This is a genomic window from Bacillus sp. B.PNR1 (genome assembly GCF_030386235.1).
GTDB classification, from domain to species: Bacteria; Bacillota; Bacilli; order Bacillales; family Bacillaceae; genus Bacillus; species Bacillus stercoris.
Map to the genome: position 1 here is coordinate 1,462,889 of NZ_JANYMN010000001.1, position 15,653 is coordinate 1,478,541.

The 15,653-nt window shown below is 43.5% G+C and carries 16 protein-coding genes; 4 read left to right on the forward strand and 12 right to left on the reverse strand.

What is annotated here, in order from left to right; all coding sequences use genetic code 11:
- Nucleotides 1-70: 70 nt before the first annotated feature.
- The 7 genes from NZD81_RS07485 to NZD81_RS07515 all read right to left on the reverse strand — a co-directional run bounded on the left by NZD81_RS07485 (nucleotide 71) and on the right by NZD81_RS07515 (nucleotide 8,813).
- Entirely contained in the window at nucleotides 71-2,011 is a 1,941-nt protein-coding gene (locus NZD81_RS07485; protein ID WP_095431262.1) for a stage V sporulation protein D, read from the reverse strand.
- A gap of 116 nt (nucleotides 2,012-2,127) precedes the next feature.
- Nucleotides 2,128-4,269: a penicillin-binding protein 2B gene (gene pbpB / locus NZD81_RS07490; RefSeq protein ID WP_483298457.1), complete on the reverse strand. Its 2,142-nt coding sequence runs from the start codon at nucleotides 4,267-4,269 to the stop codon at nucleotides 2,128-2,130.
- Nucleotides 4,270-4,274: 5 nt separating this feature from the next.
- The gene (gene ftsL, locus NZD81_RS07495; RefSeq protein ID WP_040083221.1) at nucleotides 4,275-4,628 is read right to left on the reverse strand and encodes a cell division protein FtsL; all 354 of its coding nucleotides are present in this window, start codon (nucleotides 4,626-4,628) and stop codon (nucleotides 4,275-4,277) included.
- Nucleotides 4,629-4,667: 39 nt separating this feature from the next.
- Nucleotides 4,668-5,603 (reverse strand): 16S rRNA (cytosine(1402)-N(4))-methyltransferase RsmH, encoded by a 936-nt coding sequence (gene rsmH, locus NZD81_RS07500; RefSeq protein ID WP_014663880.1) that lies wholly within the window; start codon nucleotides 5,601-5,603, stop codon nucleotides 4,668-4,670.
- Nucleotides 5,604-5,672: 69 nt separating this feature from the next.
- Nucleotides 5,673-6,104, reverse strand: coding sequence for a division/cell wall cluster transcriptional repressor MraZ (mraZ, locus tag NZD81_RS07505; RefSeq protein WP_003221402.1), 432 nt, complete (start codon nucleotides 6,102-6,104; stop codon nucleotides 5,673-5,675).
- 125 nt (nucleotides 6,105-6,229) lie between these two features.
- Nucleotides 6,230-7,849 (reverse strand): bacillithiol biosynthesis cysteine-adding enzyme BshC, encoded by a 1,620-nt coding sequence (gene bshC, locus NZD81_RS07510; RefSeq protein WP_172640686.1) that lies wholly within the window; start codon nucleotides 7,847-7,849, stop codon nucleotides 6,230-6,232.
- A gap of 70 nt (nucleotides 7,850-7,919) precedes the next feature.
- Nucleotides 7,920-8,813 (reverse strand): 2-dehydropantoate 2-reductase, encoded by an 894-nt coding sequence (locus tag NZD81_RS07515; RefSeq protein WP_040083223.1) that lies wholly within the window; start codon nucleotides 8,811-8,813, stop codon nucleotides 7,920-7,922.
- Nucleotides 8,814-8,974: 161 nt separating this feature from the next.
- Between NZD81_RS07515 and NZD81_RS07520 the strand changes: the two genes are divergently transcribed.
- Nucleotides 8,975-9,457 carry an N-acetyltransferase gene (locus NZD81_RS07520; protein ID WP_040083224.1) on the forward strand — a complete coding sequence of 161 codons (483 nt, stop codon included), beginning with the start codon at nucleotides 8,975-8,977 and terminating at the stop codon, nucleotides 9,455-9,457.
- 56 nt (nucleotides 9,458-9,513) lie between these two features.
- Here the strand turns inward: NZD81_RS07520 and gerR are convergent, their stop codons facing one another.
- The 3 genes from gerR to NZD81_RS07535 form a co-directional block, all read right to left on the reverse strand.
- The gene (gerR, locus tag NZD81_RS07525; RefSeq protein ID WP_040083225.1) at nucleotides 9,514-10,095 is read right to left on the reverse strand and encodes a sporulation-specific transcriptional regulator GerR; all 582 of its coding nucleotides are present in this window, start codon (nucleotides 10,093-10,095) and stop codon (nucleotides 9,514-9,516) included.
- A gap of 145 nt (nucleotides 10,096-10,240) precedes the next feature.
- Nucleotides 10,241-10,420, reverse strand: coding sequence for a 50S ribosomal protein L32 (gene rpmF / locus NZD81_RS07530; RefSeq protein ID WP_003154457.1), 180 nt, complete (start codon nucleotides 10,418-10,420; stop codon nucleotides 10,241-10,243).
- Nucleotides 10,421-10,441: 21 nt separating this feature from the next.
- Nucleotides 10,442-10,960 (reverse strand): YceD family protein, encoded by a 519-nt coding sequence (locus tag NZD81_RS07535; protein WP_040083226.1) that lies wholly within the window; start codon nucleotides 10,958-10,960, stop codon nucleotides 10,442-10,444.
- A gap of 27 nt (nucleotides 10,961-10,987) precedes the next feature.
- Between NZD81_RS07535 and NZD81_RS07540 the strand changes: the two genes are divergently transcribed.
- Nucleotides 10,988-11,173 carry a hypothetical protein gene (locus tag NZD81_RS07540; RefSeq protein ID WP_040083227.1) on the forward strand — a complete coding sequence of 62 codons (186 nt, stop codon included), beginning with the start codon at nucleotides 10,988-10,990 and terminating at the stop codon, nucleotides 11,171-11,173.
- Entirely contained in the window at nucleotides 11,170-12,417 is a 1,248-nt protein-coding gene (locus NZD81_RS07545) for a nucleotidyltransferase (protein WP_040083228.1), read from the forward strand. Before NZD81_RS07540 ends, NZD81_RS07545 begins: the two co-directional genes overlap by 4 nt.
- Nucleotides 12,418-12,433: 16 nt before the next feature.
- Here the strand turns inward: NZD81_RS07545 and ddcP are convergent, their stop codons facing one another.
- Together ddcP and NZD81_RS07555 are read right to left on the reverse strand one after the other, a co-directional pair.
- Nucleotides 12,434-13,459: a protease DdcP gene (ddcP, locus tag NZD81_RS07550; protein WP_014663872.1), complete on the reverse strand. Its 1,026-nt coding sequence runs from the start codon at nucleotides 13,457-13,459 to the stop codon at nucleotides 12,434-12,436.
- A 1-nt stretch (nucleotide 13,460) separates the two neighbouring features.
- Nucleotides 13,461-14,243, reverse strand: coding sequence for a patatin family protein (locus tag NZD81_RS07555; protein WP_069149551.1), 783 nt, complete (start codon nucleotides 14,241-14,243; stop codon nucleotides 13,461-13,463).
- A 180-nt stretch (nucleotides 14,244-14,423) separates the two neighbouring features.
- Here NZD81_RS07555 and spoVV point away from each other — a divergent pair, with 180 nt between their 5' ends.
- On the forward strand, nucleotides 14,424-15,650 hold the full coding sequence (spoVV, locus tag NZD81_RS07560; RefSeq protein WP_040083231.1) for a dipicolinic acid transporter SpoVV: 1,227 nt from the start codon (nucleotides 14,424-14,426) through the stop codon (nucleotides 15,648-15,650).
- Nucleotides 15,651-15,653 lie beyond the last annotated feature (3 nt).

Consider the following 15,653-nt stretch of genomic DNA (forward strand, 5'->3'; position numbering starts at 1 on the left):
AAAGGATACATCCAGCTAATCTTGAAAGATATCAGCATTTTTTCTGCAATAAAAGAATAGGCAGCCCGAATCAATCGGCTGCCTCCTTTTCATCTTCTTCAGTCAAATACACGCGTATCTTCGAACCCTCTTTTACTTTCGTTCCGGCAGCTGGCGATTGTTTAACGATTTTGCTTCCTTTCCCGGAAGCATCTACATTGAGATTCACCAATAGTGACTCAAGATCTGAGACAGACATCCCTACAACATTCGGAACTTCTATTGTTTTTGTGTCGTTCCATTGGTATTTTTTCTCGATTTGATTTTTCCGGGGCTTCACACCAAGTTCCGGCAGGCTGTCTCTCATAATACTCCCGACAATAGGCGCTGCAACCGTTCCGCCAAACTGAATCGTGCCTTTCGGGTTATCCACCGCAACGTAGACAACCAGACTCGGATCATCGGCGGGCGCGAAACCGATAAATGATACAATATGGTTGTTTTCGAGGTATTTTCCATCTTTAACCTTTTGTGCCGTTCCCGTTTTTCCTCCGACACGATATCCTTCCACAAATGCATTGCGGCCGGTGCCTTCTGCGACAACGCTTTCTAGAGCATAGCGGATTTGTTTGGATGTTTCTTCAGAAATGACTTGTTTCTTTGCGATTGGTGATTGTTTTTTGACCGTTTTCTTCGTAACAGGATCGATCCATTCCTTTGCAATATAAGGTGTGTAGAGCGTCCCTCCGTTTACAGCGGCAGATACGGCTGCAACCTGCTGAATCGGCGTGACGGATACTCCCTGTCCGAAAGCCGTAGTTGCTTGCTCCACCGGGCCCACTCTGTCAAGAGGGAATAAGATGCCTGTTCCCTCGCCTTGAAGATCAATCCCCGTTTTTTGTCCAAAACCAAAGTCTTTGATATATTTGAAAAGCTTTTCTTTTCCTAAGCGCTCGCCCAATTCAACAAACCCCGGGTTGCAGGAGTTCTGTACAACTTCTAAATACGTCTGCAGCCCGTGCCCGCCTCTTTTCCAGCACCGCAGTCTCGCTCCGTCCACTTCCGCATGCCCCTTATCATAAAATTGATCCCGTTTTAAATTAACTTTTTGCTCTTCAAGGGCTGCTGCAAGCGTAATGATTTTAAAGGTAGATCCCGGTTCATACGTGCTCCATACTGGCAGATTTCGATTGTAGACGGACGGATCGACTGATTGGTAATCAGCAGGGTCAAAGTCAGGCCTGCTAGACATCCCCAAGATTTCTCCGTTTTTCGGATTCATAGCTACGGCAATCATGCCGTCCGGATGATATTTGGCCTCAGCGTTATCAAGCTCTCTTTCCAGTATCGTCTGAACCTTTGAATCAACTGTCAGCTTCATATCAAGCCCATCCTTAGGCGGCGTATAGTCGTCCGCTTCATCAGGCATCTTCTTTCCCTTGGCATCTGTATAAAACTTAACAGAACCTTTTTCCCCTTTTAGATCATCGTCGTAATAGGCTTCCAGTCCAAGGAGCCCTTGGTTGTCAATTCCTGCAAATCCAAGCACATGAGATAAAAAGCTGCCGAACGGGTAATGACGGATACTGTCCTCCGCAACATACACACCTTTTAAATCAAGCGCTTTGATTTCCTTCGCCTTCTCATTTGAAATTTTTCTCCCCTCAGGAGTGATCTTTTCGATTGATGCTTTTTTTGTCACATGTTTATATACTTTTTCTTCTGACATGTTGAGCACCGCCGCAAGCTGCTTGCTCGTTTTCATCGGATTCTGTACTTGTCGCGGCACGACGAATACGGTCGGCGCACTTTTGTTTGTTGCGAGCTTCACACCGTTCCGGTCCAGAATCTCGCCTCTCTCCGGCTCAAACGGCAAGTTACGGCTCCAGGAATCTTTCGCCAGCGAAGTCAGTTTTTCGCCCATCACAAACTGAACATACCCCAGCCTTGTATCAATGATCAGAAACACGATCACGCCAAAAAGCAAAACAAATAATAAACGTTTTCTAACCGTTACATTCGAGACGCGCAAGAGACCGTTCACTCCTTATTTAGGCTTGTTTCATTTTATGCCTGAAATTGGACAGGTAGAACGAGGCTCCTCTGAAGGCATAAAAAAAGAAAGCCTGCATAACGCAAGCTTTCTTTTTAATCAGGATTTTTAAACTTAACCTTGATTACGGTTTTATCTTTTATTTCTTTGTCTTTCTTAACGCTTTGGCTGACAGCGTAGCCTTGGCCGTTTACTTCAATATGAATTCCCGCGAGCTCGCCGTACTGAAGAACCTCTCTTCTAGACCACCCTGTCATATCAGGCATTTTGATTTTGCCGCCCGTTTTCAGGAAAACCTTCTGATTGGTGAGAACTTCCTCATCCGCTTTCGGATACTGTTCTTTTACAGCGACATCACTGCCGATGACAATCGGTGTGAGATTCTCTTCTTTTGCTTTCTTTTGAGCAGCAGTAACCGTTTGATCTGTTAAATCAGGCATTGTCTGCGCTTTTGTTTCTTCCTTATCTGAGTCAGATTTTTCAGTTGGCTCTATGTTTAGGTAATGCAGGCTGTTTTTCATTGTTGGGTTGAAGATTTCTGATACTGGATCTGAACTGCTTTGTCCTGCTTTTAACTGCGGCTGCTGTACAGCAACATAAATTAAAAGCTCAGGATCATCTTTTGGTGCCATACCCATAAACGAAAAGATATAGTTATCTGTGCCGTCTAAATATCCGCCTTTACCGGCTATTTGCGCAGTACCTGTTTTCCCCGCAACATCAAAACCTTCGATTTTATAAGCTTGCCCTGTTCCGATCTTCGATGTAACGACTTCTCCCAATATATCCCGCACCTTTTTCGCTGTGCTTGCAGAAATTGGAGTTCCGGCTGATTCCGGCTTATTTTGATAAATAGTTTTATCTTTATCGGGATCAACGATATGGTCAATCACATAAGGCTTCATCATTTTACCGTCATTCGCAATTGCCGTTGCGGCCTGAATCTGCTGAATTGGTGTGACCGCAGACGCTTGGCCATATGCAGTTGACGCCTTATCAAATTCATATTTAAAGTTAATTTTGCTGGAGACTTCTCCTGGCAAATCAATACCTGTTTTCTGGTAAAAATTGAACTTGTGCAAATATTGATTGAGGCGGTCATATCCCAGCTTTTCTTTCGCCAGTTTCGCAAAAGCGACATTCGACGACCTTAGAACGCCGTCATGATAGGTTGTCGGACCCCAGCCTACACCGTTATTGTGATCCCTAACAGGTGCTCCGCCAACTTCAAATGTCCCTGACTTATATTGTTCGTTCGCATTAAACACGTTTTCCTGCATCGCAGCAGCAAGTGTAAATATCTTCATCGTTGATCCGGGTTCATACGCATATGAAATCAAATCATTATAGTAGTTTGTCACATCGCGCTTGTTCGGGTCAAAGCTTGGCCGCTGTCCCATGGCAAGGACTTTGCCGGTTTTCGGATCGACGACTGCGGCCATAATTTTTTTCGGGTTATACTTTTGCGCCACTTTCGACATGCTGTCTTCCAAAAAGGTTTGAATTTTCTGGTCAATGGTTAAATATACATTGTCACCATTTTTTGGTGCGGTAATTTTGTTTTTGCTGTTCGGGAGCTCCCAGCCGGATTTGTCGCTTTCATATGTCACATATCCGTCCCGCTCCTTCAAATACTTATCTAGCACTTTTTCTAATCCCATCGCGCCGGAAATTTCATTTGTGTCCTGATCAACCTCGGCATAGCCGATTAAATTGGATGCGAAAATACCATTTGGATAGTACCGTTTTGTATCCCGTAAAAATGAAATGCCCGGGAGTTTCATTTTTTCAATTTTTTGCTTTTGTGAATACGTAATATCCCGGCCCGCTGAGCCAAACTCGACTTGTTTTGCATCTTTATTTAAGATATCAAGGATGTCGGCCTTGTCCAAGTTTATCACTTTAGACAATGCTTCCGCCGTTTTTTCTTTGTCTACGACATGCTGAGGATGCTTGACATCAGTGGTCATTTTTTTATCGAGAATCGCAATCAGCTTATACGTCGCCGTGTCCTCAGCAATCACTTTTCCGTTTCGATCTAAAATCGAGCCGCGGCTTGCCTCGATGGTCCGTTTCTTTTCATGCTGCTCTGTCGCTTTTGTCGCAAGCACTTCGCCGTCCGCTTTTCCGGTTATTTGAATATATGCCATTCTCCCTAGGATGACAAAGAAAAAGAGAGCGAAACAAATACTTAGAATCGCTGCTCCTCTATTCATAAATTTATTCTTTTTTGGCATTTGAATCATTCCTGTATGTTTTTCACTTTTTTATCTTTTAAATTCAAGCCGTTCTTTTTCGCAATGTCCATAATACGCTGCGGTTTGCTTAAATCAGCAACGCTTTTTTCGAGGTCACCAATTTGCTTATTTTCGGATGAAATTTGCTCCTCAAGCTTTTGCACCTCAATATTGGTTTGATATGCCGCATATGCCTTCGATACGATCAAAAGCGATACGCTGAGCACCGCCGCAGCAAAGAGGACAAGAAGCACTTTTTCTCCGAGAGTAATGGAAGCCCTTTTTTTGACAATCACTTTTTTCTCAGGATTGATCGCATGCCGCTGCTGTTTCTCTGGTTGGTAAGCTAAATTGCTCATAGGCTGATGACCTCCTTTTAATTTTGCATTCGCGTTTCGTTATTTTCTTTTTTCAGCAATCCGAAGCTTGGCAGAACGGGCCCTGTTGTTCTCTTCAAGCTCTTCTTGAGATGCCGTAATCGGTTTTCTTGTGATGAGCTTTAGCTCCGGCTCAAACTCTTCCGGTATAACAGGAAGACCCGGAGGAAGTTCCGGAAGCGACGACTTTTCTTTAAAAGTGGTTTTGCAAATTCTGTCTTCTAGCGAGTGGAAGGTAATGACTGATACCCTGCCCCCTGGCTTCAGAACCTCAATTGCCTGCTCCAAAGCTTCTTCAAACACCCTAAGTTCATCGTTTACGGCAATTCTTATTGCCTGAAACACGCGTTTAGCGGGATGTCCCCCGCTCCTTCTCGCTGGAGCGGGAATCGCGTCTTTTATTAGATCGACCAGTTGGCCCGTAGTTTGAATAGGAGACTTCATTCTTGCCTCCTCAATTTTTCTGGCGATCTGTTTACTGAACTTCTCTTCTCCGTATTTAAAGAAAATACGGACGAGATCCTCATAGCGCCACTCATTAACGACTTCTTTCGCCGTAAGCGTAGCCGACTGGTCCATCCTCATGTCCAACGGTGCGTCATGATGGTAACTGAATCCGCGCTCCGGTGTATCCAGCTGCGGAGAGGACACCCCTAAATCAAATAAAATACCGTCTACTTCTGTAATACCTTGTTCATTCAAACATTCTTTTAAATACCTGAAATTGCTTTTAATCAGAATAAGCTGCCCTTTATAATCGGACAACGCTTCTTTCGCATGCTGTAATGCCATATCATCTTGGTCAAAAGCGATTAAACGCCCCTTCTCGGATAACTGCTGCAATAAGTATGTACTGTGCCCAGCTCCGCCGAGTGTGCAGTCTACATATGTACCGTCCGGTTTAATATTGAGTCCGTCTACGGTTTCACGAAGAAGTACTGTCTTGTGTTGAAACATTTTGTGTTGGTCCCACCTTTTATCAGGATGAATTGAAATTGTTTTTAGAGTGTTATACACGAAGAATCATTATATATCAAACCCAATCATGTTTTCAGCAATTTCAGCAAATGAATCTTCTTGCTCTTCTGTGTATTGTTCCCAAATTACTTTACTCCACAATTCAATTCGATTAGAAACCCCGATAACAACACATTCTTTTTCCAGTTTGGCGTAATTCAATAGAGATGATGCAATATTTACCCTGCCTTGCTTGTCCAGTTCGCATTCGGTCGCCCCTGAAAAGAAGAAACGGGTAAACGCGCGGGCATCTTTCTTTGTGAGAGGAAGAGCTTTCAGTTTTTCTTCAATTTGTTTCCATTCGTGCATAGGGTAGCCGAAGAGACATTGGTCAAGCCCTCTGGTCAGCACAAATTGCTCACCTAGGCCTTCTCTAAATTTAGCGGGTACGATCATGCGGCCTTTCGCATCGATGGTATGCTGATATTCACCCATAAACATGATCTCTTGCCCCACTTTCTCTCCTTAACTCACCACTATTCACCACTTCGCTCCACAACTTCATTTTACACTGTTTACCCATAAAAAAAAACCCTGAACTATTCAGGGTTCTTTAAAACTTTATTTCAAAGTTTGACAACTTGATGTTGATTTTGAAAAGAAAATGGCAGATTCTTGAATGTCATGAAGAATTTTGGACCGTACCTGTTCAAATAATACATGATATTCCAAATCCGTTCTTGCGGTGCAAGAAGCGGCTTAATGCTATTTTGAATTCTCTCATAATCCTTCAAAACGTAGCCTTCTTTTTCTTCAATTCGCTTCGTCACCGTGCGCTCTAAGAATTGAAGCTGATCCTGAATAAAAGCGGCATTTTTCAGGAGTAAAGGTTCCATGCTTTGATCGACCTTTAACGCCTCCTGCCGGACCGTTTTGTGAATCGCTTCAATTTGGCTTCTCGCTTGATCCATCACCGCCGTAAACTCTTCCGGAATCTGGCGCTCGAAGTATGTCTCTCTTTGATTCTCCGTACCGCGCTCAATCGCATCTTGTAACGAGATATTCCGTTCAGCCAGTTTTTTCTCAATATGCCGCTCAAGTATCGTAATGTTCAGCCTTGGCATGACAGGAGGCATTTTGAAGCCCATCACCGCAAAAGCTTGTTTGAGTTCACCCCAATAGTTGATTTCACCGGGCCCTGCAATAAATGCTAAAGTCGGAATGAGAAATTCCTGCATTAAAGGTCTCGTTACAACATTGTTGCTGAAGCGCTCCGGATGTTCTTCCATATGCGTATGAAGTTCATCCATCGTCCATCCTAGATCAAGCTCTTTGACAACAAATCGGCCGTTATCTTTTTCAATTAAAAAACGTTCTTCTTCATATTCATAAAACAGATTCGCTTGCTCTTTTCCGGACTCGATAATCGGTTTGTAGCCTGCTTGGCGCATGAAGGCCTGCTGATCTGATACAGCGCGGGCGAGTTCATCATTTTCTCGAAGAATCTTTTGGAACATGGCCGTTTCCAGCTTTTTAATCCCAGGATCTCCAGAATTTAATAAAACTAAGCCCTCCTCTTGGAACAGATCCGCGATCAGCAGCTCAAAGAAGTCAGTAAACGTAACAGATTCTCGTAAACATCGTTTCACATTGTCAAGAAGTGAATTCGTGTGGTCTGTTTCTTCAAAAGCGGCAAACACATCATCTATCCACGCGGAACACTTTTCCTGGTCAAGCGTTGTGCTCGCTGCTGATGACTTCTTCCAATATGACTGAGACAGCTTTTTTTTCACAGGACCATTCTCTTCAGAAATATGAACAAAATTAATCTCATCCAAATCGTGGTCTTCTCCGGCCACCCAGAAGATCGGTATGACAGGCACTTGCAGTTCCTTTTCTTGTTGCTTTGCTAAAACAATGATTGAAATGATTTTATGTATGGTGTAAAGCGGCCCTGTTAAAAGTCCTGCCTGCTGTCCGCCGACTACAGCGGCACTTGACGGGTCCTTCAGCTTCTCAATAGCGGACTGCATCGCACTTGAACTGAATTTATTATGGTACGAGGATAAGTACGCCGCCAATTCCTCTCTCGCGAAAAACCGGGAGGATAAGTCTTGCAGTCTTTCACGCCACATGTCCTTATGATGAATGCTGTAATCAAAAAAAGAAGACATTTCTTCTTTGCCATCTATATAGTGCTGTACAAACACATTCTGATTTTTGATGGAAAGTTCAGTTAGCTGCATCTTCTAGAACTTCCTTTCTCCAATAAATAGTTAGTTATCCGAAATGAGTATAGCATGTTACCGAAAAAGCTCAAAAGACTTTGTTTGTATTTCGCTCCAATGCTTTGATGCTGCCGTATAAAAACGCTAGATGGACGGCATCAATTCCGTGAAGACTTGCTTCCTTCAATAAGTATCCGATGATGGCGTCAGCTTCCGTTTGCCGGCCTTCAATGACGTCAACCAGCATTGAAGAGCGATTTTCTTTCGTTAGTCTGCAAACGGCCTGAACCCGCTCCCAAGCCTCTTCTTCGTTTTCAAGCCTTAATATGCGGCACGCCTCCTGAAATACCAGCTTCATAAAAGCCAGATAAGCTGGCGTTGTCAGCAGGTCTCCATTTTTCACCTGCAATAACGCAGTTAAAGGATTAATACACGCATTTACAATCAGCTTGCCCGTTAGCAGACGGTACCAATCCGTCTCATAACAAATCGGAAAATCCGAGTGGTTATGCTTAAACAAGATGTTCAGCCGATCTGGTTCAGCATCGAACGCGCTCCATTTTATCGCACCTAAGCCTGTATGATCAACAGCTGTATCCGATTTTCTTACAGCCCCGTGCTCAACGATTCCAACATAAATAGAGTGGCCAACGTGCCAGTCTTTTAGGTTGTGGATATGCCCCATGCCGTTTTGCAAAAATAATATATTCGTTTTTCCGATCCGTTCAAGCGACGGAAAAACAGACTGAAGCTGATGCTGCTTCACTGTCACGACAAGCAGATCGAAATCCGAATTGATACGCGTGTCTGCACTGCAACCAGCGCTGAATTCCTCCCCGCCTTTATAAAGCCGGATTCCTTCAGACTGAATGGCCGTAGCCTGTTCCTGCCGCCTCGTCACAACAGTCACGTCGTGATCAAGTGACAAATAATAGGCGCATAAAAGACCGACGGAGCCTCCGCCGATAATTCCAATTTTCATGATGTCACACCCAATTTAGCTTTTACGTATTATCATAGCAGAAGTATGAAGAAATTACTTCTCAAAGATCCCATGTGCTTAAAATTAAAGTTTAAATATTTGGATTTTTTAAATAAAGCGTTTACAATATATATATAGAAACAACAAAGGGGGAGATTGGTTTGACAAAGGTAGAACGTCTGCTTATCAACTATAAAACGCTGGAAGAATTCAAGAAATTTAAAGAATACGGCATTCAGGAGCTTTCAATGCTTGAAGATCTTCAGGATAATATTATTGAAAATGACAGCACTTCGCCTTTTTACGGGATTTATTTCGGCGATAAACTTGTAGCACGAATGAGTCTGTATCAAGTTAACGGCAAATCGAATCCCTATTTTGACAATCGCCAGGATTATTTGGAGCTGTGGAAGCTTGAGGTTCTTCCAGGCTACCAGAACAGGGGATATGGGAGAGCCTTGGTTGAATTTGCAAAATCATTCAAAATGCCAATCCGGACAAATCCGCGAATGAAATCAGCAGAATTTTGGAACAAAATGAACTTTAAGACTGTTAAATATGATATGGCGCGGGACAAAGGGGAAAACCCGCTCATCTGGCATCCTGATATGGATCGCGAAATGACACCGGGAGAGTCCGCATAGACATAAAAACAACCGGCCTATTCTTCCTATAGGGCCGGTTCATTTCAAGCGTTTCTTTACGTTTCTTGAGCCGCTTTTTTCATTCTTCCGTCTTCCTTGGATACAACCATTTTTCTGGCCCGATCCATAATGTCGATCAGTGCCTTGTAATCCTCTTCTGTCATCTCTAGCTGATTCCGCAATGTTTGATTTTCATTCCGCAAATCCTCAAGCTCTTTTTGCAGGGATTGGATTTGCTCCTTCAATTTTTCTCTTTCGAGCTGAAATTCTTGTGCAGAAGGTGCTTCTTTAAATTGTTCGAGAAATCGAATGACATCCTGAATGGACAAGTCTCGTTTTCCTTCTGACGATGCCGAGGCAGTCTGCTTCACGGAATTCGGCATATTGACCGAATGAACGCCGATTTGCTTTCTCAGTTCTTTCCTCTGCTTTTTCGCAAGCTCTATACCTGACTGGTATTGTTTTCTTACATACGAGTTCCACCTGAAACCGCAGGCTGCCGCAGTTCTGGTCAGCGCCCTTCCTACCTCCTCAAAGGCGGAAAGCTGTGTTCCTCCCTCTCGAATATGACGAAGCACCACTTCTGCCAGCAGCAAATCCTCATCCTGAGTCCAAGCATCTTGTCTTGTAATGGTCAAATTCAATCTCCCTCCATGTCAGCTTATTTATCTCATACATATGCCGGTAATAGATTAGATAGACTATTTGCACTCACAAATTTTCCGCAAGCTGACAGGAAGAGAAAAAGAAAAAGCGCAGGGCTTTCACCCCGCGCTTTTCTCATTAGTTACTTTTTACATTTATGTCTTTGCCGTTGTATGATCCGCATGCTTTGCATACACGGTGAGACAACTTCATCTCTCCGCATGACGGACATTCTGTCATACCAGGTACATTAAGTTTGAAATGTGTACGGCGCAATCTTTTCTTCATTTTAGAAGTTCTTCTAAAAGGTACAGCCATTATTCCCACCTCCTTAAAGAGTTAAGATTCATCATCTTGTTTTAAGAGCTTTTCGAGGGCTGCAAGTCTCGGATCAACTTGTTTCTTCTTGTCTTCTTCCGAAATGACTTGCCAGTCCTTTCCTTCTTGAGGAGCAGCTCCTTTTTCTTGTTCAGATTCACAAAAGATTTGCATAGGGATTTCTAAAAGAATTTCTTCTTTCACGATCGGAGTTAAGTCGATAGTATCGTCCTCAACAATGTGAACGTCAAAATCTTCTATATCATCCGTGTGATGAAATATAAACAGTTCTTTTGTTGAAATTTCAAATGGATACGGGACATCAACGAGTGTTCTTGAGCATGGCAAAATCATTTCGCCTGAAATTGTAAAATCAAACGAAACCTGTTTGGATTTGATATCCGCTCTGCCCTTCACCCGGACGGGAGAAATGCGGCGAATGTCAGAATTCAGCTTTGTCAGCTCATTTAACTCAACTGTTTCATCAAATTCAAAACTTTGTTTTGGCATTTGATGCAGCTGATAAATCGTCCATTTCATTTGTATCACCTCAGGAAAGCAACAAACATGATTATAGCTTTTAAGATTGTTTTTGTCAATATTTTTTCTTTACAGCATAATGCTGCCATCCAAGCATCGTTGACAGCGGAATATGCTATGCATACACTTAAAACAAAAATAAGGCGTAAGAGTTTTCATTTGCAAATGTACCATACGTTTTTAAACATAGCAAGAAAGGCGGAAAAAATATGAATGCTGTCGGATTGGTGGTTGAATATAATCCCTTTCATAACGGTCACCTTTATCATGCCCAAACAGCAAAGCGGCAAACCGGATGCGACACGGCTGTCGCGGTGATGAGCGGGCATTTTTTACAGCGTGGGGAACCGGCTGTTGTGTCAAAATGGGCCCGAACAAAAATGGCGCTGCAAAGCGGAGTTGATCTTGTTATTGAGCTGCCTTATCTTTATGCCGTGCAAAAAGCGGACATTTTTGCACGCGGCAGTGTTTCCATCCTAAACGAAATTGAATGTGAGGCGTTGTTTTTCGGGAGTGAGAATGGGGATATCAAGCCGTTTTTAGAAACAGCACAGCTTATTAATGAGCATAAACATACATTTGATGACCGAATTAAAGAAGAACTTAAAACGGGGACGAGTTATCCAGCAGCGGCGGCTAGCGCCTTCAGCTCCATTTTGCATTCCGAAAGTGCACTTGACTTGTCAAAACCAAATAACATTTTGGGATACCAGTATGTGACTTCGATTCTAACCGGGGGATATCCTATGAAACCTTATACCACGGCACGCATCTCTTCGGACTATCATGATGCCGATCTCCCTGAAGGCGAAAACCCTATCGCAAGCGCCACAAGCATTAGAAAAGCGATGACTGGCCAGAGTCTCGAAGCCTGCCTTCGTTTTCTCCCTGCTGCATCTGCACGAGAATTAGCAGCTTACCGCAAATCTTTCGGATTGTGGCATACACCTGAGAGCTACTTTTCTTACTTAAAATACAGCCTTTCAACAGTAACAGCACAGGAATTACAGCAAATATACGAGGTGGAGGAAGGTTTAGAGCACAGAATTCTTCGTTCGATCAGAAAAGCCAGCTCCTATCTGGAATATATGGAGCTGCTGAAAACGAAACGTTATACATGGACAAGGCTCCAGCGGATGAATACGCACATTTTAACCAGAACAAAAAAACAGGATATAAAAAAGCTGCTTGACGACGATAAGGTGCCATATACCAGGCTTCTCGGCATGACGAAAAAAGGACAGGCTTATTTATCCGAAAAGAAAAAGACACTTTCTGTTCCGCTTGTCAGCAAACTGTCCTCTTTCTCTCATCCAGCTCTCGATCTGGACATAAAAGCAAGCAGAATTTACAGCCTGCCGATAGAAGAGCCGCTGAGAACCGAGTTTGACCTGCAGGAATACGGACATGCACCGATTCGCTATGACGAAGATGGACAACACTTTTTAAATGTATAGAAAAAGCACCTGAGAATCAGGTGCTTTTCGCTTTCAGCTTATTCAAATAGTCAATCGCATCCTGCATGGTATCAACAGGCACAATCTTCATATCTGAATCAATATCTTTTGCTGTTTTTACAGCATTTTCATAATCGGAATTGCTGGCACCGTTTTGATTTGGCGCGAAGAAAATGTCTTTTCCGGCTTTGTCTGCGGCGACGACTTTTTGATCAATTCCGCCAATCGGGCCTACTTTTCCGTCAACATCAATGGTACCTGTTCCCGCAATATCATAACCTTTTGTTTCGTCTGTTTTTGTCAGCTGATTATAGATTTCAAGAGACATCATTAACCCTGCAGAAGGGCCGCCGATATTCTCGATTTCAAAATCAATATCCGGCTCCACTTTGACGTTTCTGTCCGTATAAAGTGAAACACCGATCCCAGCCCGTTGCGGCTCATCAGGGAATTGTTTTAGCGTAAGAGTGACACGCTTTTCTTTTTCTTCTCTTTCGATCTTTAACGTCACTTTATCTCCCGCGTTTTTGCTGCTGATATAATCAATCAGCTTTTCAGCTGACTGATAGTTTCTGCCGTCTGCACTGATGATTTTATCACCGACCTCTATTTTCCCTTTTGCCGGCATGTTTTCTACAACTGAGCTTGCATATATGCCGTTAAAGGAGTAGCTGACTTTTTTTCCTGCTTTTTGATAGGCGGCTATAACCGCGTTTTCTTGCGAGCTTTTCATCATTTGGAGCTGCCTTTTCATATACTCCTTATCTGACTCGCCTTCTTCCTTAATGCTCTCATCAGGAACAATTTCATAATAAGGGTGCATCTTTGCCCACACATATGTAAACGGATTAGCCGGTCCCACTTTGACAGTCATTAAAGACAAGCTTCCTTTTTCCGGGTAGCCTCCCTCCACTTTTATCAATGGAGCAAGCTCTGTCGCTTCTCCCGGTTTTGTAATATAGTATGGAAGTTTTATAAATGATAAAACGGCGATCAGTATGAGGATGACAAGCATCCAGCTAAAATGTTTTTTACGTAGCAAATTATGAGCCCTCCCAATTCTCTATTTCTTTTCTTATCTTGCTGATCATTCGGTTTGTCGCCTCTTCGCCTGCCGATATCATTTCTTCAATATTGGCAAACGAGCTTGAGCTGTATGTTTCAAGAGAAGGGCGAATCATGATATCTGCGGCAATCGTTTGATGCCGCACCAATTCATTTTGCAGGATATCCATACTTTGCATAATCACATCAAAAATATGCACTGCTGTTTCAGTTTTTCGAACCCTGGATACATCCGAAGCGATGATAATATCAGCTCCCATGTCTTTTACAACAGAAACCGGAATTCGATCGACGACCGCGCCGTCTACAAGAAGGCGTCCGTCCAGCCTCTGCGGAATAAAGATACCCGGTATGCTGATGCTGGCCCTCACTGCATCTGACACTGATCCTTTGCGGAACACAATCTTTTCTCCCGTCTGTAAATCACACGCAACAATGCCCAGCGGAATTTGGAGCTCTTCAATCGGTTTTCCGAATGTATAAGCATGCACAAGCTGTCTGACGCGGTCACCTTTTAGAAAACCGAGCTTCGGCACCGTATAATCAGCATAAAGCCTCCGTTTAAAGGCTTTGGCTACTTTTTTCATCGTTGCCACGTCATGGCCGGCGGCATAAAAACTGCCCACCAAAGCGCCCATGCTGCTTCCTGCAATCATATCCACATGAATTTGATGCTTATGTAAACTGGAAAGCACACCGAGATGAGCAAGCCCTCTGGCCCCTCCCGATCCTAACGCTAACCCGATTTTAGGTTTGGCCAAAGCGTTAACCTCCTGCCTGAATTCCCTATATACCGAATTCTATGGTCTAAACTGAACCCCTATGCTCGTATATTAGTACAAAGAATCAAGAGGACAGGTACTGCTTGGCCGTTTCATGTCATACATTATTTTATCATGATATACATGTCATTGGGCATTTTTAGCATCGGGGAGGTAAGAATGAACTTGTCGAAGATCAATACACTTTTGATTGCCTCGTTTTTTCTTTTTTTAACAGCGACTGTCATCTCACATCCACAGGCCTCATTCGAAGCCTCTAAAACCGGGCTTTCTATGTGGTGGGAGGTTGTGTTTCCGTCATTGCTGCCATTTTTTATTCTGTCCGAACTCTTAATCGGCTTTGGCATTGTACGGTTTGTCGGTGTTTTGCTTGAGCCTTTTATGCGGCCGATCTTTCGCGTGCCGGGTGTCGGCGGCTTCGTTCTTGCTATGGGAATGGCATCAGGAAACCCAGCGGGAGCAAAACTCACTGCCCGTCTGCGGCAGGAAAAACAAATTTCAAGAGTAGAGGCAGAACGGCTTGCGTCGTTTACCAATTCTTCAAACCCGCTCTTTATTTTCGGCGCTGTTGCTGTCGGTTTCTTTCAAAATGCGTCACTAGGCATTTTATTGGCTTCTGCACACTATTTAGGGAATCTGGCTGTTGGATTAACGATGCGTTCCTACGGCCGCAAGGAAGAGCAGCATCTCAGAAGAAAGAAAACGATACCCTTTCCTTCGATCAAAGATGCGTTACACGCCCTTCATACCGCCAGACTTGCGGAAAAACGGCCTTTGGGCAAAATTTTAGGCGACGCCGTGACGTCTTCTGTTCAAACGCTTCTTATGGTAGGCGGCTTTATTATTTTATTTTCTGTCTTCAATCGGCTGTTGTCCGTGGTTCAGCTGACTGATGTTTTGTCTGTTTTCACAAAAGGCGCGCTGACTTTGTTTCAGCTTCCGGCTCAATTGGACATTCCGCTTTTATCGGGGATGTTTGAAATCACGTTAGGCAGCAAGCTTGTCAGCGAGACAGATGTTTCTCTTCTGCAAAAAGCGATTATCGTCAGCTTTATTCTCGGGTTTAGCGGCTTTTCCGTACAAGCTCAAGTGGCAGGTATTTTATCGGAAACCGACATTAGATTTAAACCATTCTTTATCGCACGTTTGCTGCAGGGCGTTTATGCCGCTGTCTTCGTCATGCTTTTATGGAAACCGCTTTACACGGCGTGGCATGATCCTTATCAGTATGTATTTAAATCTTTTAAGAGCAGTGACATGCCAGCTGCGTTTATAAACGGCTGGAATCTGCTTGTGCAGATCGGACCTGCTGTCACACTATGCGCGCTGTTTACGTACATTATCATTTTTTCTTACAGACTGACAAACGGCACAAAAAAAGGATGAGTC